General features: G+C 59.2%; 21 protein-coding genes, 2 tRNA genes and 1 pseudogene. 5 read left to right on the forward strand and 19 right to left on the reverse strand.

The window, feature by feature from the left end; all coding sequences use genetic code 11:
* Positions 1-106 precede the first annotated feature (106 nt).
* From HBO09_RS03060 to HBO09_RS03085, 6 genes and pseudogenes are all read right to left on the reverse strand, one after another.
* On the reverse strand, positions 107-3,391 hold the full coding sequence (locus HBO09_RS03060; RefSeq protein ID WP_169992260.1) for a transglutaminase family protein: 3,285 nt from the start codon (positions 3,389-3,391) through the stop codon (positions 107-109).
* Between the two features lie 237 nt (positions 3,392-3,628).
* On the reverse strand, positions 3,629-4,087 hold the full coding sequence (locus tag HBO09_RS03065; protein WP_169992258.1) for a hypothetical protein: 459 nt from the start codon (positions 4,085-4,087) through the stop codon (positions 3,629-3,631).
* Between the two features lie 152 nt (positions 4,088-4,239).
* Positions 4,240-4,689, reverse strand: a complete 450-nt coding sequence (locus HBO09_RS03070; protein WP_029300532.1) for a hypothetical protein — start codon at positions 4,687-4,689, stop codon at positions 4,240-4,242.
* 28 nt (positions 4,690-4,717) lie between these two features.
* Positions 4,718-4,895 (reverse strand): annotated as a pseudogene (locus HBO09_RS03075) (NAD synthetase); the annotation flags it as partial.
* 133 nt (positions 4,896-5,028) lie between these two features.
* Positions 5,029-5,514, reverse strand: a complete 486-nt coding sequence (locus HBO09_RS03080; RefSeq protein ID WP_070996426.1) for a hypothetical protein — start codon at positions 5,512-5,514, stop codon at positions 5,029-5,031.
* On the reverse strand, positions 5,511-6,425 hold the full coding sequence (locus HBO09_RS03085) for an NAD synthetase (protein WP_169992256.1): 915 nt from the start codon (positions 6,423-6,425) through the stop codon (positions 5,511-5,513). Before HBO09_RS03085 ends, HBO09_RS03080 begins: the two co-directional genes overlap by 4 nt.
* 181 nt (positions 6,426-6,606) lie before the next feature.
* Between HBO09_RS03085 and HBO09_RS03090 the strand changes: the two genes are divergently transcribed.
* The gene (locus HBO09_RS03090; protein WP_169992254.1) at positions 6,607-7,095 is read left to right on the forward strand and encodes a type VI secretion system tube protein Hcp; all 489 of its coding nucleotides are present in this window, start codon (positions 6,607-6,609) and stop codon (positions 7,093-7,095) included.
* A 54-nt stretch (positions 7,096-7,149) separates the two neighbouring features.
* Here the strand turns inward: HBO09_RS03090 and HBO09_RS03095 are convergent, their stop codons facing one another.
* From HBO09_RS03095 to rnr, 12 genes are all read right to left on the reverse strand, one after another.
* Positions 7,150-7,593: a hypothetical protein gene (locus HBO09_RS03095; RefSeq protein WP_169992252.1), complete on the reverse strand. Its 444-nt coding sequence runs from the start codon at positions 7,591-7,593 to the stop codon at positions 7,150-7,152.
* The gene (locus tag HBO09_RS28775) at positions 7,593-7,790 is read right to left on the reverse strand and encodes a hypothetical protein (protein WP_169992250.1); all 198 of its coding nucleotides are present in this window, start codon (positions 7,788-7,790) and stop codon (positions 7,593-7,595) included. Before HBO09_RS28775 ends, HBO09_RS03095 begins: the two co-directional genes overlap by 1 nt.
* Before the next feature lie 136 nt (positions 7,791-7,926).
* Positions 7,927-8,376, reverse strand: coding sequence for a hypothetical protein (locus HBO09_RS03105; protein WP_169992247.1), 450 nt, complete (start codon positions 8,374-8,376; stop codon positions 7,927-7,929).
* Positions 8,373-9,293, reverse strand: a complete 921-nt coding sequence (locus HBO09_RS03110) for an NAD synthetase (protein WP_169992245.1) — start codon at positions 9,291-9,293, stop codon at positions 8,373-8,375. Before HBO09_RS03110 ends, HBO09_RS03105 begins: the two co-directional genes overlap by 4 nt.
* A gap of 250 nt (positions 9,294-9,543) precedes the next feature.
* Entirely contained in the window at positions 9,544-11,847 is a 2,304-nt protein-coding gene (locus HBO09_RS03115) for a YgiQ family radical SAM protein (protein ID WP_169992243.1), read from the reverse strand.
* Positions 11,848-12,065: 218 nt separating this feature from the next.
* Entirely contained in the window at positions 12,066-13,463 is a 1,398-nt protein-coding gene (gene dnaB, locus HBO09_RS03120) for a replicative DNA helicase (protein WP_017138451.1), read from the reverse strand.
* A gap of 110 nt (positions 13,464-13,573) precedes the next feature.
* Positions 13,574-14,020, reverse strand: a complete 447-nt coding sequence (gene rplI, locus HBO09_RS03125; protein WP_003171376.1) for a 50S ribosomal protein L9 — start codon at positions 14,018-14,020, stop codon at positions 13,574-13,576.
* Between the two features lie 18 nt (positions 14,021-14,038).
* Positions 14,039-14,932 carry a hypothetical protein gene (locus HBO09_RS03130; RefSeq protein ID WP_170060847.1) on the reverse strand — a complete coding sequence of 298 codons (894 nt, stop codon included), beginning with the start codon at positions 14,930-14,932 and terminating at the stop codon, positions 14,039-14,041.
* A gap of 36 nt (positions 14,933-14,968) precedes the next feature.
* Positions 14,969-15,199 carry a 30S ribosomal protein S18 gene (rpsR, locus tag HBO09_RS03135; protein ID WP_003171373.1) on the reverse strand — a complete coding sequence of 77 codons (231 nt, stop codon included), beginning with the start codon at positions 15,197-15,199 and terminating at the stop codon, positions 14,969-14,971.
* 29 nt (positions 15,200-15,228) lie between these two features.
* The gene (gene rpsF / locus HBO09_RS03140; protein ID WP_003217491.1) at positions 15,229-15,651 is read right to left on the reverse strand and encodes a 30S ribosomal protein S6; all 423 of its coding nucleotides are present in this window, start codon (positions 15,649-15,651) and stop codon (positions 15,229-15,231) included.
* Positions 15,652-15,958: 307 nt separating this feature from the next.
* Complete coding sequence (gene rlmB / locus HBO09_RS03145; protein ID WP_032862039.1) at positions 15,959-16,714, reverse strand: 23S rRNA (guanosine(2251)-2'-O)-methyltransferase RlmB; 756 nt, start codon at positions 16,712-16,714, stop codon at positions 15,959-15,961.
* Complete coding sequence (gene rnr, locus HBO09_RS03150) at positions 16,711-19,341, reverse strand: ribonuclease R (RefSeq protein ID WP_169992239.1); 2,631 nt, start codon at positions 19,339-19,341, stop codon at positions 16,711-16,713. Before rnr ends, rlmB begins: the two co-directional genes overlap by 4 nt.
* A 224-nt stretch (positions 19,342-19,565) precedes the next feature.
* On the opposite strand from rnr, the gene HBO09_RS03155 reads away from it, so the two are divergent.
* The 4 genes from HBO09_RS03155 to HBO09_RS03170 all read left to right on the forward strand — a co-directional run bounded on the left by HBO09_RS03155 (position 19,566) and on the right by HBO09_RS03170 (position 22,651).
* Positions 19,566-19,652: transfer RNA gene (locus HBO09_RS03155), tRNA-Leu, on the forward strand.
* A gap of 177 nt (positions 19,653-19,829) precedes the next feature.
* Positions 19,830-19,916, forward strand: a tRNA-Leu gene (locus HBO09_RS03160).
* 144 nt (positions 19,917-20,060) lie between these two features.
* The gene (locus HBO09_RS03165; protein ID WP_169992237.1) at positions 20,061-21,086 is read left to right on the forward strand and encodes an extracellular solute-binding protein; all 1,026 of its coding nucleotides are present in this window, start codon (positions 20,061-20,063) and stop codon (positions 21,084-21,086) included.
* Positions 21,086-22,651: an iron ABC transporter permease gene (locus tag HBO09_RS03170; protein WP_169992235.1), complete on the forward strand. Its 1,566-nt coding sequence runs from the start codon at positions 21,086-21,088 to the stop codon at positions 22,649-22,651. Before HBO09_RS03165 ends, HBO09_RS03170 begins: the two co-directional genes overlap by 1 nt.
* A 90-nt stretch (positions 22,652-22,741) precedes the next feature.
* On the opposite strand, the gene HBO09_RS03175 is transcribed toward HBO09_RS03170, so the two are convergent.
* Positions 22,742-24,676 (reverse strand): methyl-accepting chemotaxis protein, encoded by a 1,935-nt coding sequence (locus HBO09_RS03175; RefSeq protein ID WP_169992233.1) that lies wholly within the window; start codon positions 24,674-24,676, stop codon positions 22,742-22,744.
* Between the last annotated feature and the right edge of the window lie 95 nt (positions 24,677-24,771).

The raw sequence follows: 24,771 nt of genomic DNA on the forward strand, positions 1-24,771 counted from the left end.
GGCTTGCGCGCGATAGCGGTGGGTCAGCCAATGTATGTACTGGCGGATACTCCGTCATCGCGGGCAAGCCCGCTCCCACATAAGCCCGCGCCAAGTGGGAGTGTGTTTAGTCATTTTTATTGGGGAACCGGCGAAGATCCAGGGTCATTGGCAACTCATCGCTCACGACCACCGGCGGTACTGGCAACTTCCCGGGGCTGTGGCCCACGCGGAAGAAGCGCGCCATGCGCCGGCTCTCCGCTTCATTGGCATTCACCGGCAGGCTGTCGTAATTGCGCCCGCCCGGATGGGCCACGTGGTACTGGCAACCGCCCAGGGAACGCTGCATCCAGGTATCGAGCAGATCGAATACCAAGGGTGCATGCACGGGAATGGTCGGCTGCAGGCAATTGGCCGGTTGCCAGGCGCGATAACGTACGCCCGCGACGAACTCACCCACCCGGCCGGTGGCGTGCAGCGGCACGGCCACGCCGTTGCAGGTCAGCACATAGCGCAGGGGTGGCAAGCCGCTGAGTTTCACCTGCAAGCGCTCAAGGGACGAATCCACATAGCGCACCGTGCCACCCGCCGCACCCTCCTCGCCCAGCACATGCCAGGGCTCCAGGGCCTGGCGCAGTTCCAGCTCGATGCCGCTGACGGCATAGTCGCCCACCTTGGGAAAACGGAACTCCAGGTGTGCGGCAAACCATTCGGCACGCAGCGGATAACCGGCCGCGTTGAGTTCGACGATCACGTCGGCAAAGTCCTGCTCGATAAAGTGCGGCAGCAGGAACCGGTCATGCAGCTCCGTGCCCCAGCGCGCCAGCGTTGGCGGTGCGTAGGGCTCACGCCAGAAGCGCGCCACCAGGGCCCGCAATAGCAACTGCTGGGTCAGGCTCATGCGTGCGTGGGGCGGCATCTCAAAGGCGCGCAGCTCCAGCAGGCCCAGACGCCCGGTAGCACCGTCCGGCGAGTAGAGCTTGTCGATGCAGAATTCGGCGCGGTGGGTATTGCCGGTGACATCGATCAGCAGGTTGCGCAGCAAGCGGTCCACCAGCCACGGCGGGCATTCCTCGCCTGGCGCGGGCATCTGCGCGAAGGCAATTTCCAGCTCATACAACGCGTCATTGCGCGCTTCATCCACCCGCGGGGCCTGGGAGGTCGGGCCGATAAACAGCCCGGAAAACAGGTACGACAAGGACGGGTGGTTATGCCAGTAGCTGATCAGGCTACGCAGCAGGTCCGGGCGACGCAGAAATGGCGAATCCTTGGGCGTGGCGCCGCCCAGCACGAAGTGGTTGCCGCCGCCGGTGCCGGTGTGGCGCCCGTCGATCATGAATTTTTCGGTGGTCAGGCGGGTTTGCCGGGCTTCTTCATAGAGGAACTCGGTGCGTTCTACCAATTCATCCCAGGTCGTCGATGGCTGCACGTTGACTTCGATCACGCCTGGGTCCGGCGTAACGCGGAAGTTGCTCAGGCGTGGATCGCTCGGCGGCTCATAGCCTTCCAACAGCACCGGGCAATGCAGTTCCTGGGCGGTGGCCTCGATGGCGGCCACCAGTTCCAGATAGTCCTCGGCCCGCTCCAGGGGCGGCATGAACAGGTAGAGCCGCCCCCCGCGCGCTTCGGCACACAAAGCGGTGCGGGTCAGCCAGTCAGCGGATTCGTCGACCTTGGGCACACGCTCGTCGATGGGCGCGGGCTCACCAGGCGCTGGGGCGGTGAAGGGAAGTTGCGACAGGTCCTGATTGGGGTCGGTCGGATGCACGAAAGGGTAGTCTGCCGCCGTCACCCAAGGCTGTGAGGCCAGGGGCAAGCGATAGCCCAGCGGCGAGTCACCCGGTACCAGCCGGCAATGGGTGTCGCGCAGGTACCACCGGCCACTCTGCCAGCGATCATTGGCCGCCGTGCGCGCCAGGGGCAGCACATGGCCGATGACTTTATCCAGGCCCTGGCTGAACACCTTGCGCAGGCGCTCGCGCTCCAGCTCATCGTCCAGGCGCGAATCCTGGGCGCTGACGTTCTGCGGCAAGGCACCTTCGCGCCACAGGTAGTAAAAATTGTCCTCGAAGGCCGGGAACACAAAGCGCGCGGGGAGCTTCAGGCGCTCGGCAATGCTCGCCAGGAAGCGCCCGGCCATCACGTCATCGGCGCCGTAGTCTTGCTGCTCGTCGGCAATCAACGCGTCGTTGTGCCAGACCGGCACGCCATCGCGGCGCCAATGGCAATTGAGCGACCAGCGCGGCAGTTGCTCGCCGGGGTACCACTTGCCCTGGCCAAAGTGCACCAGGCCCTTGGGCGCGTAGTGCTTGCGCATGCGCTGGAACAACTCGGCAGACAGCCGGCGCTTGTCCGGGCCGAGGGCGGCGGTGTTCCACTCGGCACCGTCGGGGTCGTCGATGGAAACGAACGTCGGCTCACCGCCCATGGTCAGGCGCACATCGTCCTTGAGCAGGTCGCCGTCGATCTGCCGGCCCAGGGCCTGGATCGCCAGCCATTGTTCTTCGGTGTAGGGCTTGGTCACCCGGGGGGCTTCCCAGATGCGCTCCACCGACATTTCGTGGGTAAATTCGCACTCGCAGGGTTCCACCAGCCCACTGATCGGGGCGGCGGACGATGGATCGGGACTGCAGGCCAACGGGATATGCCCTTCACCGGCGAACAGACCGGAGGTGGCATCCAGGCCAATCCAGCCGGCGCCGGGCAAATACACCTCGCACCAAGCGTGCAGGTCGGTGAAGTCCACTTCGGTGCCGGACGGGCCGTCGAGGGCCTTGACGTCGGCGGTGAGCTGGATCAGATAACCGGAGACAAACCGCGCCGCCAAGCCCAGGTTGCGCAGCAATTGCACGAGCAGCCAGGCCGAGTCGCGGCACGAGCCGGAGGCGTTTTCCAGGGTGAATTCCGGGGTTTGCACGCCCGGCTCCATGCGGATCAGGTAGCCGATATCCGCCGCCAGGCGCTGGTTGAGACCGACCAGGAAATCCACGGCCGGCAGCGGCGTACGGTCGATACCGGCCAGATACGCGGCGAATTGTGGCGTCAGCGGCAGGGTTTCCAGGTACGGCGCCAGCTCGCGTTGCTCATCGGCGGCGTAGCTGAAAGGGATTTTTTCGGCGTAGGGCTCAAGGAAAAAGTCGAACGGGTTGAACACCGCCATCTCGGCGACCAGGTCGACCTCGATACGCAGCTCATCGGTCTTTTCCGGGAACACCAGACGCGCCAGGTAATTGCCCTGGGGGTCTTGCTGCCAATTGATGAAGTGCTGCTCGGGCAACACCTTCAGGGCATAGGACAGGATCCGCGTACGGCTATGGGCCGCCGGGCGCAGGCGCACAATCTGCGGGCCAAGCTCCACAGCGCGGTCGTAGCGGTAATGCGTAACATGGTGCAACGCGACATGAATCGACACGGCGGCCTCCTGCGAGCCAGGGCATGGAAACAAAGCGCGCAAGACTTATGCCAGAGCGGTGGTCATTGCGCTTTATCGAGGGACCCGGTGCAGTACAGCACCAAAACGGCGCGAGAGTGAACGCCGTGGTGCGAGGGTTGCACATATTTGTGGCGCGAGTGCGGGGCGCAGTGGTGAATCTACCCAATCAGCGCTTTTTGCGCGTTGCGATAAAACCGGTTATCGAAGGCGACGCCTTCACATGCGACTACTCGATCTAGCCGTTGATTTGACAGACTGCCGAATGCGACGGATTCCAACGAGTTTTGTACGCATCTCTCGTTGAACCTTGCTGTTAAGTGTCAACAATCCAAGGAATGGGAATAACAGCGCCAACCCATAGAGAATTTTATGAGGCTGGTACTGAACCATTGGAACTACAAACACTAGACAGGCGAGGTAGATACCGACCATCACCCATACCCAGGAGGGTCGGCCCCGCAAAATCATAAAGTTGCTATGGACCGTCAACAGAATGAGCAGCGCCCCGACCAACATGATCTTGAGCCCCACTTGATCCAGCGGCACATCACGAAAATAAGTGACGAACGCCAGCGCCACAGCCAATGCCAAAGAAAAACACGCAGCAAATACGCCGCCCATAAACGTCAGAAAGTATTGCCTGAAAAAGTCGCGTAGCGTCATCAATTCGCTCATTCACTTACTTCCTCGTAAAGTCCAATCTCGATTCAGTTCGAGTGACCGCAGAGGCCTCATTTCTGTAGGAGCGAGCTTGCTCGCGAAAAACTCACAAGCGCCGAGTTTGTCCAGGCAGCTCACATTGAGGCAAGGCTAGCGAATCCACACATTCACCATTTTTTGTACTTTGCTATCGCAGCCTGGCGCAGATGGCGAACCTCGACGAGTTTCTGACGCATTTCCCGGTGACGCTTGCTATTGAGCAATAGCAACCCGAATAGCGGAAAAAGCACAGCAGAGCAATAAACCTGCATATGAGGGTGGTACTGAATCATGGGCACTACAAACAGCAGACAACCTGCCAGATATCCCGCTACCAGCCTGTCAGCCCAAGGATAACCTCGCGCAATCATGACGTTGCCAACAACCAGCACCGCCACCAGCACCAGGATGGCCAGCACGGAGTAGTTCGCCTTGAGAGAAGGGTCCACACCCCGTAAATAGGTCACTCCCGCCAAGGAAAGCGCATTGGCGCCGGAAAAAATCGCCATGAAGATCGTGCCCATGAACACTGGAAAATAGCGGGTGAGAAAACTACTCAGGTCGGGGAAGCCATTCATTCAGTCAGATCCTCGTACAAGCCGACGTAATGTACTTCTGCGCTTCGCACAAAATGATGCGCTTGGGCTTGATGCTTCTGATCGGCTTGAACTCGCGTAGGGTAATGACATTGAAGTCAGCATCGATATACACCACACCCACGCTGACGCCCCATGAACTGGGAGCGATTGGAGTCCATGCCGATATTGAGCAGGGGTTTACTCATGGGAAGTATTCTTCCTTGAGAATGATTGTGAACTGACTGACCTCATCGCGGGCAAGCCCGGCTCCCACATTGGCCAGCTTCATTGCGAAGAACGCGATCAAATGTGGGAGCTGGCTTGTCGGCGATGGCAATTTTAACGCTCCCTCGATTTTTTTATTCTTATAATTGCGCGCTCGTGTTTACGCCGCTTATTAATGGCCGCCGATACTTTCCGGCGCATATGGTGAAGCTCTACGGCTTTTGCACACATTTCTCGATGGCGTTTACTGCGCAGCAGCAGCAGCCCAAGTACCGGCCAAAAGAGGCTTTCTGCGTAAATGAATGGGTGCGGCGAGAACTGAAAACCTGGCAAGGCAACCAATAGGCAGGCGATGAAAAGGCCATACATGCCCCTGGCCCACTTCGGTCGCCCATAGGCAATCATGAAGTTGCAATGTGTGATAAATAAAGCCAAGACCACGCAGGCATTTTCAGCAGCAGCATTCGATAACGATGGTAAATAATAATTTTCCACCAACACGACAACAGCAGTACTGCCGAAGAAACCCGAAAAAATGACGCCGATAAACACTGGGAAATTACGTACCAAAAAAGGGCGAAGTGGCACGAGAAATTTCATTCTGATGTCTCCTCGTAGAGTCCGACCGCAATAGTCCGGATGTTGCCGGAACGCATGCTGCCAGTAACGCCCGATACGGCGCCAAGTGCATCAAGCATCTGTATGATGGTCCCGCGCCTTACTTCGGCCGAGGTGTAGCGCTTTGGCATCTCTCCAGCCATTTGTTTCAGCTTGATCATTTTCCGGGTCAATTCCGGATGATTGATACTTAGTAACTCCCTGGTGAGCTTTACCCGCTCCTGTCGACTCAACCCCTTGAGTACCTGGTGTGTGTTTTTCCCCGTTGCCTTTTTGAGCATGCTGACGAATCGAATCGTCGACAGCGCTGTGCTACCAGTACCTAACAACGAAACCGCATCCAATCCGGTCGTTACGGCCTGATACCATTGATCGCTATCCAGAGCGTCATTACGGGCAGGATCAGTCATTTCATTCCTGGTCCGGCGAGCGCCAATCACGCACTGAATCGAACTGGCTACTGCTGACGTATAACTAATCACAGCAACCACACCCGTCGCTCCGAAGGTAAAAGGACTCAGCACCGAGCCCCCCAATATCACCAACCAACTGATCACCGCCGAACTACACGCCAACACCGCATTAACCGCTTCAAACGCCACCTGCGACTCTCGCGGTTCGTTCTCCAGCCGCCGAGCGAACTCCACTCGCCCGATATAGCTGGGAGCTTCCCGCAAAATCAACTTCTTCGGCGCAATGCTGCAAATCGGCTGAAACTCACGCAACACCACCACACGCATTTGCGCATCGAGATACACCACCCCGGCCCCGACAATAGCGGGATCAGCGTCGATGGCCGCAAACAATCGGCGTAGGTCGATACTGCTTTCAACCCGTTGCCGCGTCATGGAATGGTCGATGGAGAAACCATCCCTCAATACGCTGGAAGTCATCCTTTTACTCCTTAGTACACAAGAGCGCCGAGCGTAAAGACAGTGCATCGCTCAAGAATGTCGGATTTTTTCCTATCTTCAGACAGCCACTTCCTGAACGTACCTCAAGGCCTTGCGGGCCTTACCGAGGATGGGAAAAAGTGCGCGTCCTTAACGACAAATACTGAGGCAGGGAGCAACGATGGCAACGGATATGTTTTTGAAACTGGGGGACATCAAGGGTGAGTCCGGGGACCAGGCGCATCGCGACGAAATCGACGTCAGCGAATGGGGCTGGGGGATGTCGCAATCCGGATCCATGCACAGCGGAACCGGCGGTGGCGCGGGCAAGGTCAACATGCAGAACCTGTCCATCACCAAAACCGTGGACAAATCCTCGCCCAACCTGATGATGGCCTGCGCCACCGGAAAGCATTATCCAGAGGCCAGATTAACCGTGCGCAAGGCCGGCGGGGCCAGCGCTGTGGAGTATCTGGTGATCACGATGAAAGAAGTCATGATCGCGTCCTATCAGAGCGACGCGGTCACCACCAAGGATGTACTGAGCGAAATGATCAACCTGAACTTCGCCAAGATCGAAGTCAGCTATCAGCCGCAGAAGTCCGATGGCGGCAAGGATGGTGGGGCTATCAAGTTCGGCTGGAATATTCGCGAAAACATCAAAGTTTGAACGTGTGAGCCGAAGTGTTTTCCACCCCGGCCTCCAGCCATCAGTCGGACTTGCCTACTGTGACTTGTGTTTGGCAATTGCAGCCTTGCGCAACTGGCGGACCTCGAAGAGTTTCTGTCGCATTTCCCGATGACGCTGACTATTGAGCAACAGCAACCCCGCCAACGGAAACAGCAGCCCTATTACATACGCTGCCATATGTGGCCGATAGCTATAGGTTGGCAACACGGCCAGTAAACATACAACGTAGAAGGCAGCGATGACCCAAGCCCCCCACTCTCGCCCTCTGATCATGACGAAATGGCTGAATGCCAAGAGCAAGCCCAAGAAAACTGCCGCCAGAAAAGAGTAACGCGCCCGTTCTGGGTCACTGCGAAGAAATGTACTTGAAGCCAATGAAATAGCGGCGGAGAGAGAGAAGCAGGCAAGGAAGAATGCGCATATAAACGCTGGAAAATATTGCGCTAAAAAAGCTCTCAATGAACCTTGGCGATCCATCACTCAAGCTCCTCATACAGGCCAACTGCAATAGTTAGAATATTGCCTGATATAGCGCTCCAGGTAAGACCAACAGCGGCCCCAAGGGAGTCTCTGATCTGCGTCACAGTCGCGTTGATCTGGCTTTCAACGCGCTGGCGAGCCATGAACTGGGAGCGGTTGGAGTCCATGCCGAAGTTGAGCAGGGGGTTGCTCATGGGTGTTCTTCCTTGAAGGGTTCGAGTGACCGCAGAGGCCTCATTTCTGTAGGAGCGAGCTTGCTCGCGAAAAATTCACAAGCGCCGCGTTTGTCCAGGCAGCTCGCATTGAGGCAGGGCTAGTGAATCCATACAGTCACCATTTTTTGTACTTTGCTGTCGCAGCCTGGCGCAGATGGCGGACCTCGACGAGTTTCTGTCGCATTTCCCGATGACGCTTACTATTGAGCAACAGCAGTCCCAGCAATGGAAACAGTAAGCTCAAAACATAGATTAACGCATGCTGCTGATCACCGATGGTGGGCAACACACCCAGGAAGCACAGCCCCAGGAGCACCGCCAGCGGCCACACCCATTGCGCACGCCCGCGAGCAATCATGAAGTTGCAATGCACGATCACTAGGGTGAGCCCGATACCACCTAGGAACGAATACTTGGCATTGCTCTCCATGGAAAGGTCCTGAAAGTAGCTGTCGAAAAACAACGGGACCGCAAACACCAGAGTAAAAATGGACGCGAATATCGCCCCCATAAAGACTGGGAAATACTTCGACAGAAAACTACGAATGCTGGGTAGCTCATTCATTGCTCGACCTCCTCGTACAGTCCTACAGCAATAGTCCGAACATTCCCCGAAATCGCACTGCCGGTAAAACCGACCGCAGCACCCAAGGCATCCTTAATTTGCGTGACTGTTGCATGCTTGACTTCGGTAGGCGCGAAACGCTTGGGCAGCTCACCCGACAACTGCTTCAACTTAATCATCTTCGATGTCAAGCGAGGGTCGTTGATACTCAATAGTTCCTTGGTCAGTTTGGCTCGCTCCTGCCGACTCAAGCCCTTGAGCACCTCTCTCACACTCTTACCGGTTGTCGCCCTGTTCAGCCTTACCAGCTTGACCGTTGTCAGTGCCGATGCTCCAACCCCAACCAGCGACGCAGCATCCAACACGATCATGGTGTACTGATACCACTCCTCGCTATCGAGTTGATCGTTGCGTGCGGGGTTTCTGATCTCATTGACAGTGCGATATCCACTGGCAAAACACTGGACAGAGCTGGCAGCCGCAGCGGTGTAACCAAGCGCCGCGACCACGGTACTGGCTCCCGCCGAAAACGGAATAGCAACGGTACCACTCAATACTACGACCCAGCCGATCACAGCACCGGCGCAGGACAACGTGGTGTTGATCGCTTCGCCGACCAGACGCGATTCGCGCGGATTGTCCTGCACCTGCTGGGCAAACTGCACCGGCGAAACGTACTTTTGCGCTTCACGCAAAATGATGCGCTTAGGCTTGATGCTGCAGATCGGCTTGAACTCGCGCAGGGTAATGACATTGAAGTCAGCGTCGATATACACCACCCCCGCGCCGACAATGCCGGGGTCAGCGTCGATGGCCGCGAACAGGCGTGGCAGGTTGATCTGGCTTTCGATGCGCTGGCGCGCCATGAACTGGGAGCGGTTGGAGTCCATGCCGATGTTGAGCAGGGGGTTGCTCATGGGGTGATCTTCCTTGAAGGGTTCGAGTGACCGCAGAGGCCTAACTTCTGTAGGAGCGAGCTTGCTCGCGAAAAACTCACAAGCGCCGCGTTTGTCCAGGCAGCTCGCGTTATCGTTGACGTTTTTCGCGAGCAAGCTCGCTCCTACAGGTATGGCGATTCAATGGGCGCCACCTTAACAAACAGGTTCCCCACCCGCTAGAAAGCAAAACGCCAGCACGAGGCTGGCGTTTTGCATGTTCAGGCTGCGATCAACGCGGCACAACAGGCTTGCGCGCAGGCTTGCCGCCCTTGCCCTTGGCCGCATCAGCGCGCTCCTTGGCCGCCTGCTTGTTACGCGCCTGGGCCGCAGCCTTGGCTTGTTCGCGCTTGTCCCACGGGTTGCTGCCATCGCTGCCACGGGGCGGCAGACCGGTGTGCTGGGTGAGGATCTTGGTGGTGGTTTCCTTGGCGACCTTATGGCTGCCCACCGGCGTCGAGTTCTTGCGACGGGCGCTCTGGTAGCTGTCGGTGGACGGCTGGTGCAGTGGGATCAGTTGGTCCTTGCCCGGCCCGATCAGATCAGCGCGGCCCATGCGGGTCAGTGCTTCACGCAGCATCGGCCAGCCCTTCGGGTCGTGGTAACGCAGGAACGCCTTGTGCAGGCGGCGCTGGTCTTCGCTCTTGACGATGGTCACCGCGTCGCTCTTGTAGGTGACCTTGCGCAGCGGGTTCTTGCCCGAGTGGTACATCGCGGTGGCGGTGGCCATTGGCGACGGGTAGAACGCCTGCACCTGGTCGGCACGGAAGCCATTGCCCTTGAGCCACAGGGCCAGGTTCATCATGTCTTCATCGGTGGTGCCCGGGTGGGCGGCGATGAAGTACGGGATCAGGTACTGCTCCTTACCCGCTTCCTTGGTGTACTTCTCGAACATGCGCTTGAACTTGTCATAGCTGCCGATGCCCGGTTTCATCATCTGGTTGAGCGGACCTTCCTCGGTGTGTTCCGGGGCGATCTTCAGGTAGCCACCCACGTGGTGGGTCACCAGTTCCTTGACGTACTCCGGCGACTCGACAGCCAGGTCGTAGCGCAGGCCGGAAGCGATCAGAATCTTCTTCACACCTGGCAACGCGCGGGCACTGCGGTACAGCTGGATCAAGGAAGAGTGGTCGGTGTTCAGGTTCGGGCAGATGCCGGGGAACACGCACGATGGCTTGCGGCATGCGGATTCGATTTCCGGGCTCTTGCAGGCGATGCGGTACATGTTCGCGGTCGGGCCGCCGAGGTCGGAAATCACACCGGTAAAGCCCGGGACCTTGTCGCGGATCTCTTCGATTTCGCGAATGATCGACTCTTCGGAACGGTTCTGGATGATCCGGCCTTCGTGCTCGGTGATCGAGCAGAAGGTGCAGCCACCGAAGCAGCCACGCATGATGTTCACCGAGAAGCGAATCATGTCGTAGGCCGGGATCTTCTCCTTGCCATACACAGGATGCGGGACACGTGCGTAAGGCATGCCAAACACGTAGTCCATTTCTTCGGTGGTCATGGGAATGGGCGGCGGGTTGAACCACACGTCCACTTCGCCGTGCTTCTGCACCAGGGCGCGGGCGTTGCCCGGGTTGGTTTCCAGGTGCAATACGCGGTTGGCGTGGGCATACAGCACCGCGTCGCCACGCACTTTCTCTACGGATGGCAGGCGAATCACGGTCTTGTCGCGGGTCATGCGCGGGCTGGCGAGGATCTGTACGACCTTGGCTTCTTCCGGGTCTTCAACCGGGCCCTTTTCCTGCTCGATGGCGCAGGCCTGGGTGTCCTGGGTGTTCACGTACGGGTTGATGATCTTGTCGACCTTGCCCGGGCGGTCGATGCGGGTGGAGTCCACCTCGTACCAGCCTTCGGGCGTGTCACGGCGGATGAACGCAGTACCGCGTACATCGGTGATGTCTTCGATCTTGTGGCCCCACGACAGGCGCTGGGCGACTTCGACAATCGCCCGCTCGGCGTTGCCGTACAGCAGGATGTCGGCGGTAGCATCGATCAGGATCGAGTTGCGCACCCGGTCCTGCCAGTAGTCGTAGTGAGCGATGCGGCGCAGGGAGGCCTCGATGCCGCCGAGTACAATCGGCACATTCTTGTAGGCTTCCTTGCAACGCTGGCTGTACACCAGGCTCGCACGGTCCGGGCGTTTGCCGGCCATGCCGCCGGGGGTGTAGGCGTCGTCGGAGCGGATTTTCTTGTCGGCGGTGTAGCGGTTGATCATCGAGTCCATGTTGCCGGCCGCGACGCCGAAAAACAGGTTCGGCTCGCCGAGCTTCATGAAATCGTCTTTGGACTGCCAGTTGGGCTGGGCAATGATCCCGACGCGAAAGCCCTGGGCCTCCAGCAGCCGGCCAATGATTGCCATGCCGAACGACGGATGGTCAACGTAGGCATCACCGGTGACGATGATGATGTCGCATGAATCCCAGCCAAGCTGATCCATCTCCTCCCTGCTCATGGGCAGGAATGGCGCTGGACCGAAACATTCGGCCCAGTACTTGGGATAGTCAAATAACGGCTTGGCTGTTTGCATGACGGTGACCGGTGTTGAGATGAAAAATCGCGGGCGCGGAATATAGCACAAATTTTGACCAATTCCGACGGTAATGGTCGGAATTGTGGACTGCCCTGAATTGTGAATACTTTTCAATGTGGGAGCGGGCTTGCTCGCGAAAGCGGCGGATCAGTCAGTCGATATATTGACTGACACACCGCCTTCGCGAGCAAGCCCGCTCCCACATTGGATGGTGCTTATTCGTCGTCGTCGAAGTTGTAACTACCCGGCGCCAGGTTCTCGAAGCGCGTGTACTTACCGATGAACGCCAGGCGGATAAAGCCGATCGGCCCGTTCCGCTGCTTGCCGATGATGATTTCGGCAATACCTTTGTGCTCGGTCTCGGGGTGATACACCTCGTCGCGGTACACGAACATGATCACGTCGGCATCCTGCTCGATCGCTCCGGATTCCCGCAAGTCGGAGTTCACCGGGCGCTTGTTTGGGCGTTGTTCCAGGGAGCGGTTGAGCTGGGACAGGGCCACCACCGGGCAGTTGAATTCCTTGGCCAGGGCTTTGAGGGACCGGGAGATTTCGGAAATCTCGTTGGTGCGGTTGTCACCGCTGGAGCCAGGGATCTGCATCAACTGCAGGTAGTCGATCATGATCAGGGCGATGTCGCCGTGCTCACGCACCAGGCGCCGGGTACGCGCACGCATCTCGGACGGGCTGATACCGGCGGTGTCGTCGATGAACAGCTTGCGGTCATTGAGCAGGTTGACCGCCGAGGTCAGGCGCGGCCAATCGTCGTCTTCCAGGCGACCGGCACGCACTTTGGTCTGGTCAATCCGCCCCAACGAGGAAAGCATACGCATGATCAGCGATTCGCCTGGCATCTCCAGGGAGTACACCAGAACGGCCTTGTCGCTGCGCAACACGGCGTTTTCCACCAGGTTCATCGCAAAGGTGGTCTTACCCATGGATGGACGGCCGGCGACGATAATCAGGTCGGACGGCTGCAGGCCGCTGGTCTTCTCGTCGAGGTCGGTGTAGCCGGTGGAGATGCCGGTGATGGCGTTATCGGTATTGAACAAGGTGTCGATGCGGTCGATAGCCTTGGTCAACAGGTCGTTGACGCTGACCGGGCCGCCGGTTTTCGGGCGGGCTTCGGCAATCTGGAAGATCTGGCGTTCGGCTTCGTCGAGGATCTCGGCGGCGGTGCGGCCTTCGGGGTTGAAGGCGCTGTCGGCGATTTCGGTGCTGATACCGATCAACTGGCGCAGGGTCGCCCGTTCGCGCACGATTTGGGCGTAGGCCTTGATGTTGGCGACGGATGGCGTGTTTTTCGCCAGCTCACCCAGGTAACCGAGGCCGCCGACTTGTGAGGTCTGGCCTTCCTTGTCCAGTTGCTCGGCCAGGGTCACCACGTCGATCGGTGAGTTCTGGTCGGCCAGCTTGGCAATGGCGCGGAAGATAAGGCGGTGGTCATGGCGATAGAAGTCACCGTCCGAGACTTGATCGAGCACGCGTTCCCAGGCGTTGTTGTCCAGCATCAAGCCACCGAGCACGGCCTGTTCGGCCTCGATGGAATGCGGCGGCACCTTCAGGGCAGCGGTTTGCAGATCGTATTGCTCAGGAGCTGAAATATCGTTCATGGCCACTTGGAATTAGGGGTGTGTAGAAAAACAAAAGGCACGACCTGTAAACAGGATCGTGCCCGATGTTAACTGGCTGACACGCGAGGTGCCAGTCAGTTAGGTGCTTCTTAAGCTGCTACCACGACAACGCGTACGGTGGCTTCAACTTCAGCGTGCAGGTGCACGGCTACGTCGAATTCGCCTACGTTGCGGATGGTGCCGTTCGGCAGACGAACTTCGCTCTTCTGCACTTCAACGCCGGAGGCGGTCAGTGCGTCAGCGATGTCGTGAGTACCGATCGAACCGAACAGCTTGCCTTCGTCGCCAGCGGTGGCAGTGATAGTCACTTCCAGCTCGGCCAGTTGGGCAGCACGGGTTTCAGCCGAAGCTTTCTTGTCTGCTGCAGCTTTTTCCAGCTCAGCGCGACGCTCTTCAAACGCAGCCAGGTTGGCAGCGGTTGCAGCGGTAGCTTTGCCGTATGGCAGCAGGTAGTTACGACCGTAGCCGGCCTTAACGTTTACTTTGTCGCCCAGGTTGCCCAGGTTGGCGACTTTTTCCAGAAGGATCAGTTGCATGTGAAAATCCTCTAACTTTTAACCTTCACCGTTCGCGTTATCGGCGTCTTTCGGCGCCAGACGACCGCGAAAATCAATCAGGCCGTCGACAATGGCCAAGACCACGAGTAACGGATAGATCAGTTGCATAAACAGCAACAGCGTCACGTACAACCCCACCAGCCAGAACTTGGCCAGGCGCTTTTGCGCCACCAGCCCGTGCATCAGGGCCAGCCCGGCAATCACCAGCGGTACGCTGCACAACGGCGTCAACATGGCCATTTGCGAGCCGAAGTTCGGCCCTACAAGCATGCACGCCAGCAGCAACATCGCTGGTCCTGCGGGGATTCTGATACTGCGAAACTCGCGACCAAAACCACCCGGGTTATACAACAACGCCTGCCAGTAGCGCCCAAGAATCAGGCTCAGCACACTGACGATCTGCAACAGTGCCGCTATCAGGCCGGTAAGGACCGGGGCAATCAGCGTGGCCATGCGCGCTCGCTCATCTACCGACAATTGCTGGTAGAGATCCCCGAGGGCCAGTGGCAGGATTTTTACCAACTCCTGCGACAGCGCCTCGATTTGCGGGCGGAAAGCCGCGCCAAGCACCACTGAATACACCAATCCCAATGCCACGCTGACCAGCAGCGTACGGACCCAGGACTCACTTGCGCGCAGAACCAACGCAAGGCTCGAAGACCCCAGCAGTACCAGAAGTACCCGCGGATCGTCGAATTGCAGCCACCAGATCAAGGCCGGCAGCAACCCCAGGGCAAGAACGCCAAGGGCGTCCTTCAAACCGCGCCGCAGCAGCACAAGGCTTCCTGCGGCAGCACCCAACCAATACAACAACGGCAATGCTGCACATCCAGCCACTACCAGAGTGGCCTGCACACGACCGCGCATGATGAACTCAGCTAAGGCGCGCATGCATTCAATCCCTTACTACTTGTCGACTGCCCGGTCTCAGCGGCCGTGGCTGTCGGTGTAGGCCAGCAGGGCCAGGAAGCGGGCGCGCTTGATAGCGGTGGCCAGCTGACGCTGATAACGAGCTTTGGTACCGGTGATACGGCTTGGAACAATTTTGCCGGTCTCGGATACGTAGGCTTTCAGAGTGTTGAGATCTTTGTAGTCGATCTCCTTCACTTCTTCAGCGGTGAAGCGGCAAAACTTACGACGACGGAAGAAACGTGCCATTTGATAGGCTCCTTAATAAGGTCCGTGGATTACTCGTCAGCGTTATCGCTGTTGTCGCTGTCATCACTATCAGCGCTTTCAGCGCCTTCGTGCTCAGGACGGTCGCGACGCTCACGGCGCTCACTGCGGTTTTCTTCAGCCTTGAGCATCTCGGATTGGCCGGTTACGGCTTCTTCGCGACGGATGACCAGGTTACGGATCACTGCATCGTTGTAGCGGAAGTTGTCTTCCAGCTCGGCCAGGGCCTTGCCAGTGCACTCAACGTTCAGCATCACGTAGTGAGCCTTGTGAACATTGTTGATTGCGTAGGCCAGTTGACGACGGCCCCAATCTTCCAGACGGTGGATTTTGCCGCCGTCTTCTTCGATCAGCTTGGTGTAACGCTCAACCATGCCGCCGACTTGCTCGCTTTGATCCGGGTGGACCAAAAAGATGATTTCGTAATGACGCATGAATGCTCCTTACGGGTTGTAGCCTGCCGCTCAAAAACGGTCAGACAAGGAGTGAATGACACTTAGGAATCTTGCCGCTGGGAGGCACATGCGTGCCCGCCGGGAAGGCAAGGGGCGCAATTGTAGAGAAGGGGAAGAAAGGGCGCAAGGCAATTGGTGATTATTTGAACAACCTTTCAAGCGATGCAAAACCAGTGTGGGAGCGGGCTTGCTCGCGAATACGTTAGGCCAGCCAACATTTATGGCGACTGACACTGCACATTCGCGAGCAAGCCCGCTCCCACATTTGGACCTGCGTCAGGCCTGATTACTTCTTGGTCTTGGCCTTGGCGCCACGCTGGCGCTGGGCTTCGAACAGGCAGACGCCCGTTGCGACTGAAACGTTGAGGCTGCTGACGCTACCGGCCATCGGCAAATGCACCAGGTAGTCGCAATGCTCACGGGTCAGGCGACGCATACCCTTGCCTTCAGCCCCCATGATCAGGATGGTCGGGCCGGTAAGGTCCTGGTCATAGATACTGACCTCGGCCTCCCCCGCCGTCCCCACGACCCACAAGCCGCGCTGCTGGAGTTTTTCCAGGGTGCGTGCCAGGTTGGTCACGGCCACCAGCGGAATCACTTCCGCCGCGCCGCAGGCGACTTTACGTACAACCGGCGTCAACGTGGCCGACTTGTCTTTAGGCACGATCACCGCCAGAGCACCGGCAGCGTCCGCCGAACGCAGGCAGGCGCCGAGGTTATGCGGGTCGGTCACGCCGTCGAGCACCAGCAACAGCGGCGCGCCTTCGGTGCGATCAAGCAATTCGTCGAGCATCGCCTCGCCCCAGACCTGGCTCGGACTCACGTCCGCGACCACGCCCTGGTGCACGCCTTCGACCCAAACGTCCATTTCACGACGCTCGGCCTGGCCGATGGCAACCTTGTTCTGGTTGGCCAGCTCGACCAGCGCTTGCACACGCGGCTCGCTGCGACCTTCGGCCAGCCACACTTGCTTGACGCGCTTGGGATGGTGACGCAGCAACGCTTCTACGGCGTGCACGCCGTAGATTTTTTCCAGACTCATGACTTGGCCTTAGGTTTGCGCGACCCGCCGCTTTTCGCAGGGGCCGAACCCGCTTTAGGCGGGCCTTTACGGTGTTTACTCGGTTTGCTCGACGGCTTGTCGGCGCCCTGGGACTTTCCCCCAGACGCCGCTTTACCACCGCTTTTGGCTTCGTTGAGCAACTGCTGCTTCAACTCGCGGCTCTTGCGCAGCTCGGCGTTTTTCGCCGCGGCATCGCTAGGACGGTAAGCATCGCTGACCTTTTCCTTGCTCGACGAACGGCGAGCAGGCTTGGCGGCGGGCTCGGCTGCAGCGGCAGCTTTCGCCGGAGCGCCTTTTTTCGCCGGTGCTGCAGTTTCAGCACCACGCTTTTTGCGACCAATCGGAGCGTCGATGGTTTTTTCAGCCATCTCGAAGTCGATCTTGCGCTCGTCGAGATCGACGCGCATGACCCGCACTTCGACGGTATCGCCCAAGCGGAAGCTACGACCGGTGCGCTCGCCCGCCAGGCGGTGGTGCACAGGGTCGAAGTGGTAGTAGTCACCCGGCAAGGCGGTGACGTGTACCAAGCCTTCGACGTAGATATCGGTCAGCTCGACGAACAGGCCAAAGCCGGTGACGGCGGTGATCACGCCTGGGAACGACTCGCCTACGCGGTCTTTCATGAACTCGCACTTGAGCCAGTTCACCACATCGCGAGTGGCTTCGTCGGCACGGCGCTCGCTCATGGAGCACTGCTCGCCCAACTGTTCCAGGGCCGCTTCGTCGTACGGATAGATCCGTGCCTTCGGAATGGTCATGGCACCGGCGCGCTTGACGTGCGGGGTGTTCTGCTTGGAATGGATCACGCTGCGGATTGCGCGGTGCGTGAGCAGGTCCGGGTAGCGACGGATCGGCGAGGTGAAGTGCGTGTACGCCTCGTAATTCAGGCCGAAGTGGCCCTGATTGTCGGCGCTGTACACTGCCTGACTGAGGGAACGCAGCATCACGGTCTGGATCAGGTGGAAGTCCGGACGATCCTTGATGCTGGCCAGCAGAGCCTGGTAATCCTTCGGCGACGGGCCGTCCTTGCCTTTGTGCAGCGACAGGCCAAGCTCGCCGAGGAAGGCGCGCAGTTTTTCCAGGCGCTCCGGCGGCGGACCATCATGGACCCGGTACAGCGCAGGAATCTCGTGCTTTTTCAGGAACTCAGCGGTGGCCACGTTGGCCGCCAGCATGCATTCCTCGATCAGCTTGTGCGCGTCATTACGGGTGGTCGGCGTGATCTCGGCGATTTTGCGCTCGGAACCGAAGATGATCCGGGTTTCCTGGGTTTCAAAATCGATCGCGCCACGCACATGACGTGCGCCCAGCAACACCTTGTACAGCGAGTACAGCTGCTTGAGGTGCGGGACTACGTCCGCATACTGGGTGCGCAAAGCCTTGGCTTCGCTGGTTTTCGGCGTTTCCAGGATGGTGCTGACCTTGTTGTAGGTCAGGCGCGCCTGGGAATGGATCACAGCTTCGTAGAACTGGTAGTCGGTCATTTCGCCGGTTTTCGAGATGGTCATCTCGCACACCATGGCCAAGCGGTCGACTTTCGGGTTCAGGGAGCACAGGCCGTTGGACAGCTGCTCAGGCAGCATCGGGATCACGCGCTCAGGGAAGTACACGGAGTTGCCGCGCACCTGGGCTTCGTTATCCAGGGCCGAACCGATCTTCACGTAGCTGGATACGTCGGCAATCGCGACGAACAACTTCCAGCCGCCGGAGAACAGGCGCAGTTTGCCGGGCTTGGCTTCGCAGTAGACCGCATCGTCGAAGTCGCGGGCATCTTCACCGTCAATGGTGACGAACGGCAGATGGCGCAGGTCGATGCGCTTCTCTTTGTCTTTTTCTTCGACTTCCGGCTTGAGCTTGGCGGCTTCCTTGAGCACGGCGTCAGGCCAGACGTGAGGGATATCGTAGGTGCGCAGCGCAACATCGATTTCCATGCCCGGGGCCATGTAATTGCCGACCACTTCGACGATATCGCCCTGTGGCTGGAAGCGTGGGGTTGGCCAGTGGGTGATTTTCACCTCGACAAACTGACCGACCTTGGCGGCGCCATTGCGGCCCGGAGTCACCAGCACTTCTTGCTGGACCTTCGGGTTGTCCGGGATCACAAAGCCGATGCCGCCTTCTTCGAAGTAACGACCGACGATGGACTCGTGGGCACGGGACACCACTTCGACGATCACGCCTTCACGGCGACCACGACGGTCCAGGCCGGATACGCGCGCCAGGGCACGGTCGCCATCGAATACCAGGCGCATTTGCGCCGGGCTCATGAACAGGTCATCGCTGCCATCGTCAGGGATCAGGAAGCCGAAGCCATCACGGTGACCGGCAATGCGGCCAAGGATCAGGTCGAGCTTGTCCACCGGGGCGTAAGTGCCACGACGGGTGTAGATCAACTGTGCATCGCGCTCCATGGCGCGCAGGCGGCGGCGCAGTGCTTCGAGTTGGTCTTCGGTGGTCAGACCGAATTCTTCAACCAGCTGCTCGCGGCTAGCAGGCGAACCCCGATCGGCGAGATGCGCCAGGATCAGTTCGCGGCTAGGAATAGGGTTTTCATATTTTTCCGCTTCACGAGCGGCCTCGGGATCGAGGGACTGCCAATCGGCCATTAGAGAGTTTTCACCTTGTCTATATGTGGGTTAGTTTGGCATACGCGTATTGAAACGGGAAATTTCCAGCAATAACTAGCCGGGAAATGCGTTTTATAGCCCCGATAAGCCACCTTGCGCGACCGCCCGCGAAATTTTCCAGGCTTTTTTGATGACGGGGGTTTACAGCTCAAAAGTCACTCCGTATAGTGCGCGCCATCGACGACGGCAACGTTGAAGATACTGCCCAGATGGTGAAATTGGTAGACACGCCAGCTTCAGGTGCTGGTGACCGCAAGGTCGTGGAAGTTCGAGTCTTCTTCTGGGCACCAATTCAAAACCCAAGGTCAGCCTTGAGTTTTACAAAAACCCGCGAAAGCGGGTTTTTGCGTTACAGGCCTTTGATTTTTAACCGAAAATTTGATTTATAAAATCAAATCAGGGGTTTACAGATCAAAAAGCCCGCCGTATAGTTCGCCCCATCAACAGCGGCAACGTTGTTTGATAATGCCCAGGTGGTGAAATTGGTAGACACGCCAGCTTCAGGTGCTGGTGATCGCAAGGTCGTGGAAGTTCGAGTCTTCTCCTGGGCACCAAATTCAGATCAAACCCGCGAAAGCGGGTTTTTTCGTTTCTGGGGTTTAAAAACTCCACCCGTAATTCCCGCCCTGCCCGCACTTGAGAAGTTTTATCGTTTATCCTTGCAATGATTTGTTGCACTCAAGTGAGGAAAACCCCGGATGATGATCCGCGATACCCGTCTCAAGACATCCCTTCTGCGTGGCCTGACCATCACTCTGCTCGGCCTGACCCTACTCTCGCCCACCGCCTATACCGCCGACAAGGTTGAACTGACCCTGTACAACGGCCAACACAAGGAAGTCGGCGACGAACTCGCCAAGGCCTTCGAAGCCAAGACCGGCATTCATGTGAATGTGCGCAAGGGCAGCAGCAACCAACTGGCCAGCCAGGTCGTTGAGGAGGGTGAGCGCTCCCCTGCCGACGTGATCTACACCGAAGAATCCCCGCCGCTCAACAAGCTTGGCGAACAAGGCCTGCTGGCGACCATCGATGCCAGCACGCTTGATGTATTACCCAAGGAATACGTGGCCGCCAACGGCGCCTGGATGGGCGTGACCGCACGCACCCGGGTCGTAGCCTTCAACCCGAAACTGATCAAGGAAGACGAGCTGCCCAAGTCGGTGCTGGATTTTGCCGGCCCCGAGTGGCAAGGCAAGGTTGGCTTCGTCCCAACCAGCGGCGCCTTCCAGGAACAGGCCGTGGCGATCATCAAACTGCATGGTCGCGAAGCCGCCGAGGAATGGCTGACGGGCCTGCGTGCGTTCGGCAAGGTCTACAGCAACAATATGGTCGCCCTCAAAGCCGTGGAAAACGGCGAAGTAGCGACGGTACTGGTGAACAACTACTACTGGTTTGCCCTGAAAAAGGAAAAGACCAACCTGGATTCGCAACTGCACTACTTCACCGATGGCGATGCCGGCGGCCTGATTACCGTATCCGCAGCAGCAGCACTGAAATCCAGCAAGCATCCCAAGGAAGCGCAGCAGTTGCTGGCGTTCATGGCCAGCGAAGAAGGCCAGCGCGTGATTACCAACACGTCCGCCGAATACCCGCTGCGCAAAGGCATGGAATCCAATCGCGGCCTCAAGCCATTTAGCGAACTGCAGCCGCCGAAAATCACTCCCGCCGACCTGGGCAATGCTGAAGAAGCCCTGGAGCTGGAACGTGAGGTTGGCCTGAACTGATGAACCCATCGCTACCGCCCCCCGCCTTGCGCGGGGGTTTTAGTCCACGGCGCAAGCGCCCCTCAATCTGGCTGCTACTGCCGGTCTTGCTGTTGGTGGGGCTGAGCCTGCTGCCCTTGGTGTATGTGGGCCTCAAGGCCTGGCAAGCCGGCTGGGCCGAGGCGGTGCATCTGCTGTGGCGACCGTATGTATTCGGATTGCTGCGCAACACGTTGGCACTGATGATCGGTGTAACCGTGGCCTGCGCGGTGATCGGCCTGTCCCTGGCCTGGCTGCTGGAGCGCAGCAACCTGCCGGGCCGGCGCGTCTGGGGGGTGATTCTGTGCCTGCCGTTTGCCGTGCCGGCGTTTGTCAGCAGCTTTACCTGGGTGTCGCTGAGCGCACAGTTCGAAGGCCTGGGCGGCGCGATTCTGGTCATGACCCTATCCAAGTACCCACTGGTATTCCTGCCGGTGGCGGCCACCCTGCGCAACCTCGATCCGTCCCTGGAAGAATCGGCCCGCACCCTGGGGCTCAATCGTTGGGGCGTGTTCTTTCGCATTACGCTGCCACTGCTGTGGCCGTCGCTGCTGGCCGGCGCCCTGCTGATTGCCTTGCATATGCTGGTGGAGTTCGGAGCCCTGTCGATCATCGGCCTGCAAACCTTCACCACAGCGATCTACCAACAGTTCGAACTGGAGTTCAGCAACGCCAACGCGGCGATGCTGTCGGCGGTATTGCTGCTGATGTGCCTGACCCTGCTGTGGCTGGAGTTGCGCGTGCGCGGCAAGGGCCGCCATGTGCGCACCGGGCAAGGCGCCGCGCGGCATGCCGAGCAGGTTCGACTGGGTAAATGGGCGCCACTGGGCCAGCTTTATTGCTTGATGCTGGCGATCATTGGCAGCGGCATTCCACTGGGGATGCTCGGTTACTGGCTGGCCGTGGGTTCTTCGGCCGCCTTCCCGATCGCGCAAATCAGTGAAGCATTGCTGTCCTCCCTGGCCTTGTCCCTGGGCGGCGCCGCACTTTGCCTGGCGCTGGCGGTGCCGGTGGGCCTTTTGGTGGTGCGCTACAAGGGCCAACTGGCACTGTGGGCCGAACGCCTGCCGTACCTGCTGCACGCCCTGCCAGGCTTGGTGATTGCCCTGACCCTGGTGTATTTCGCCCTGCATTACGTGCCGGCGCTGTATCAGACTTCGGCGCTGCTGCTGATCGCCTATGCATTGCTGTTCTTGCCGCTGGCCCAGGCGCCGATCCGTACCGCGCTGAACAAGGCGGCGCCACAACTTGAAGAGGCGGCGCGCACCCTCGGCGCATCGTCGTTCAGCGCATTTTGCCGGGTGACCTTGCCGATTATCTTTCCAGCACTGGGGGCAGCGTTTGCGCTGGTGTTCCTTGATGCGATGAAGGAGCTGACGGCGACGCTGCTGTTGAGCCCGACCGGGCTGAACACCTTGGCCACTGCCGTGTGGGCACACACCTCGAATGTGGAGTTTGCGGCGGCGGCGCCTTATGCGGCGTTGTTGATTGTGGTGTCGGGGTTGCCCGTCTATCTGCTCACGACGCGGATGTATCTGAGCCGCTGAGGCCGCAATCGCGGGCAAGCCCGCTCCCACATTGGAACGCGATTACCTGTGGGAGCGGGCTTGCCCGCAATGAGGCCCGATCAGCCAACCTCAGGCCCGAAACTGCCCCAGGCTGGCCTTCAACTGCGCCGCCAACCCATCCAGCACCTTGCCGCTGGCGGTAGTTTCCACCACCGCCTGCGCCGCACGCTCGGCCTGGGCATGGATCACCTCGACCCGACCACGCACCGCATGCGCGCCCTGGGCCTGATGCTCGGCAGCCCGGGTCGCCAGGCCAATCGCCGCATGCACCTGCTCCACCGAGTCTTGTACCGTTTGCTGCAAGCGCACACTTTCGCGCAGCACCAACAGCCCCTCGCTGGCCTGGCGTCCGGCCTTGCCGATGGTTTCCACTGCCTCGCGCGCGCCTTGCTGCAACGCCACGATATGCGCCTGGATATCACCGGTGGAGCTTTGGGTTTTACTCGCCAGCGCCCGCACTTCGTCCGCCACCACCGCAAAACCACGCCCGGTCTCACCGGCACGCGCCGCTTCGATAGCCGCATTCAGGGCCAGTAGGTTGGTCTGCTCGGCAATGCCGTGGATCACCGTCAGCACTACTTCAATCTGCTCGCTTTGCTGGGCCAGGCGCTCGATCACCTTGGAGCCGGCCTGCACCTGACCTGCCAGCGCCTCGATCAAACTGCCGACTTCGGCCGAGGTGCGGGAGTTTTCATCAGTGGCCTGGCGAATATCCACCACTTGCTGCAACGCGGCTTGCATCGCATGACTTTCGGCCTGAGCCTCATCAGCCATTTGCGACAGCGCCCGCAAGCTCTCGGCCACTTCGTCGCGCTGCAAGCCCGCCGCCGCATCGGCACCGGCATTGCGCAGGGTCATCGCGCCGATTTCCACGCCGGTACGCTGCGCCACATCACCCGCCTCACGCACGATGGGCTGCAACTTATCCACAAACCGGTTGACCGCCGAGGCCATGGCGCCGATTTCATCCTGGCTGTTGATCTGCACGCGCTTGGTCAGGTCACCCTCGCCAGCCGCCAGATCATCCATGGCTGCAATCAGCAGTTTCAAGCGATTGACCACCCGCCGCCCAAGCACCACGGCAATCAGCAACAACACGCCCAGGCCAACCACCGCCAGACCCAGGCCGATGCGCCAGCGCAGGGCTTGCGCAGCCTCCTGCACGGCACCAGAGGTATTAGCCGTCATTTCAGTGGCCGTGGCTTGCGCCGAATGCAGGCGGGCGCCCATGGCTGCCGCACTGTCCGCCGCCGCACCCTTGAGGCTATCCCCCACCAATTGACCGCCACTGGCGATCAGCGCGGCAAAGCGCTGGTCCAGCGCCGTCAGGTCAGCCTCTACCGCAGCGGTGGAAACCCCCATGAGCACCTTGCCGATCTCCACGCCATTAGGGCTGATGGACGCTTCGACGTAGTACACCGAAGGGTCGTTTTTCGCCGCATTCAACACTTTATCCAGCGCACGATCACCCTCGCCTTTCTCCAACAGCGCCTTGTTGATCGGGTTTTCCCGGTTCAGATAACGGGTCAGATGCTGGCCAGTAGCATCGTCATACACCACAAACAACACATTGGGATTGCGCTGGGCGCGCCGGGCGAATTCCGAAAGTGCCGGAACATCACTGTCCCACATCGCACGCGGGGCAACCGAGGCCAGCAACTGTGCCATGTCATTGGCAGAGTCCTTCAGGTCCTTTTCCAGGGTCGTACGCAGTTGCTGCTGCTCTTGCTTCAACCGCGCAGAAAGCCCGGCCGTCAGGCGGTCGCTGGTGCTGGCCGACAAGCTATCCAGGCTGGACGTCACTTCCTTGCCCGCCTGGGTCAATTCGCCCGACAGTTTCTGACTGTCCGCGCCCAGGCGCTTGCCCAAATCGGCTTCCAGGGCCGTGACTGTGCTCCGGGTCAGGGCGACCGCCACCAGCACTTGCACCAAAAGAGCGATACCAAGGGTAACGAACACCGGCCGCAACAGCCGGCTTTGTAACAATGAGAGAACGGCAGACATCGGGAATCCCTCCACCACGGGTGCCATTAAATTGATAGCACCGCGAAAGAGAGAAACATAGCAAGGGTCGTGCCGTGCCCGAGGCAGAAACGACA

This window comes from Pseudomonas sp. WS 5027 (assembly GCF_012985695.1).
Classification (GTDB): Bacteria; Pseudomonadota; Gammaproteobacteria; order Pseudomonadales; family Pseudomonadaceae; genus Aquipseudomonas; species Aquipseudomonas hygromyciniae.

Coding starts and splice junctions, on each gene's coding strand:
- HBO09_RS03110 (WP_169992245.1), bottom strand. CDS start 9,293: ATGAGCAACCCCCTGCTCAACATCGGCATGGACTCCAACCGCTCCCAG.
- HBO09_RS03085 (WP_169992256.1), bottom strand. CDS start 6,425: ATGACTTCCAGCGTATTGAGGGATGGTTTCTCCATCGACCATTCCATG.
- HBO09_RS03130 (WP_170060847.1), bottom strand. CDS start 14,932: ATGCGCGCCTTAGCTGAGTTCATCATGCGCGGTCGTGTGCAGGCCACT.
- rlmB (WP_032862039.1), bottom strand. CDS start 16,714: ATGAGTCTGGAAAAAATCTACGGCGTGCACGCCGTAGAAGCGTTGCTG.
- dnaB (WP_017138451.1), bottom strand. CDS start 13,463: ATGAACGATATTTCAGCTCCTGAGCAATACGATCTGCAAACCGCTGCC.
- HBO09_RS03070 (WP_029300532.1), bottom strand. CDS start 4,689: ATGAATGGCTTCCCCGACCTGAGTAGTTTTCTCACCCGCTATTTTCCA.
- HBO09_RS03065 (WP_169992258.1), bottom strand. CDS start 4,087: ATGAGCGAATTGATGACGCTACGCGACTTTTTCAGGCAATACTTTCTG.
- HBO09_RS03095 (WP_169992252.1), bottom strand. CDS start 7,593: ATGGATCGCCAAGGTTCATTGAGAGCTTTTTTAGCGCAATATTTTCCA.
- HBO09_RS03080 (WP_070996426.1), bottom strand. CDS start 5,514: ATGAAATTTCTCGTGCCACTTCGCCCTTTTTTGGTACGTAATTTCCCA.
- HBO09_RS03105 (WP_169992247.1), bottom strand. CDS start 8,376: ATGAATGAGCTACCCAGCATTCGTAGTTTTCTGTCGAAGTATTTCCCA.
- HBO09_RS03115 (WP_169992243.1), bottom strand. CDS start 11,847: ATGCAAACAGCCAAGCCGTTATTTGACTATCCCAAGTACTGGGCCGAA.
- rpsR (WP_003171373.1), bottom strand. CDS start 15,199: ATGGCACGTTTCTTCCGTCGTCGTAAGTTTTGCCGCTTCACCGCTGAA.
- rnr (WP_169992239.1), bottom strand. CDS start 19,341: ATGGCCGATTGGCAGTCCCTCGATCCCGAGGCCGCTCGTGAAGCGGAA.
- HBO09_RS03165 (WP_169992237.1), top strand. CDS start 20,061: ATGATGATCCGCGATACCCGTCTCAAGACATCCCTTCTGCGTGGCCTG.
- rpsF (WP_003217491.1), bottom strand. CDS start 15,651: ATGCGTCATTACGAAATCATCTTTTTGGTCCACCCGGATCAAAGCGAG.
- HBO09_RS03170 (WP_169992235.1), top strand. CDS start 21,086: ATGAACCCATCGCTACCGCCCCCCGCCTTGCGCGGGGGTTTTAGTCCA.
- rplI (WP_003171376.1), bottom strand. CDS start 14,020: ATGCAACTGATCCTTCTGGAAAAAGTCGCCAACCTGGGCAACCTGGGC.
- HBO09_RS28775 (WP_169992250.1), bottom strand. CDS start 7,790: ATGAGCAACCCCCTGCTCAACTTCGGCATGGACTCCAACCGCTCCCAG.
- HBO09_RS03090 (WP_169992254.1), top strand. CDS start 6,607: ATGGCAACGGATATGTTTTTGAAACTGGGGGACATCAAGGGTGAGTCC.
- HBO09_RS03175 (WP_169992233.1), bottom strand. CDS start 24,676: ATGTCTGCCGTTCTCTCATTGTTACAAAGCCGGCTGTTGCGGCCGGTG.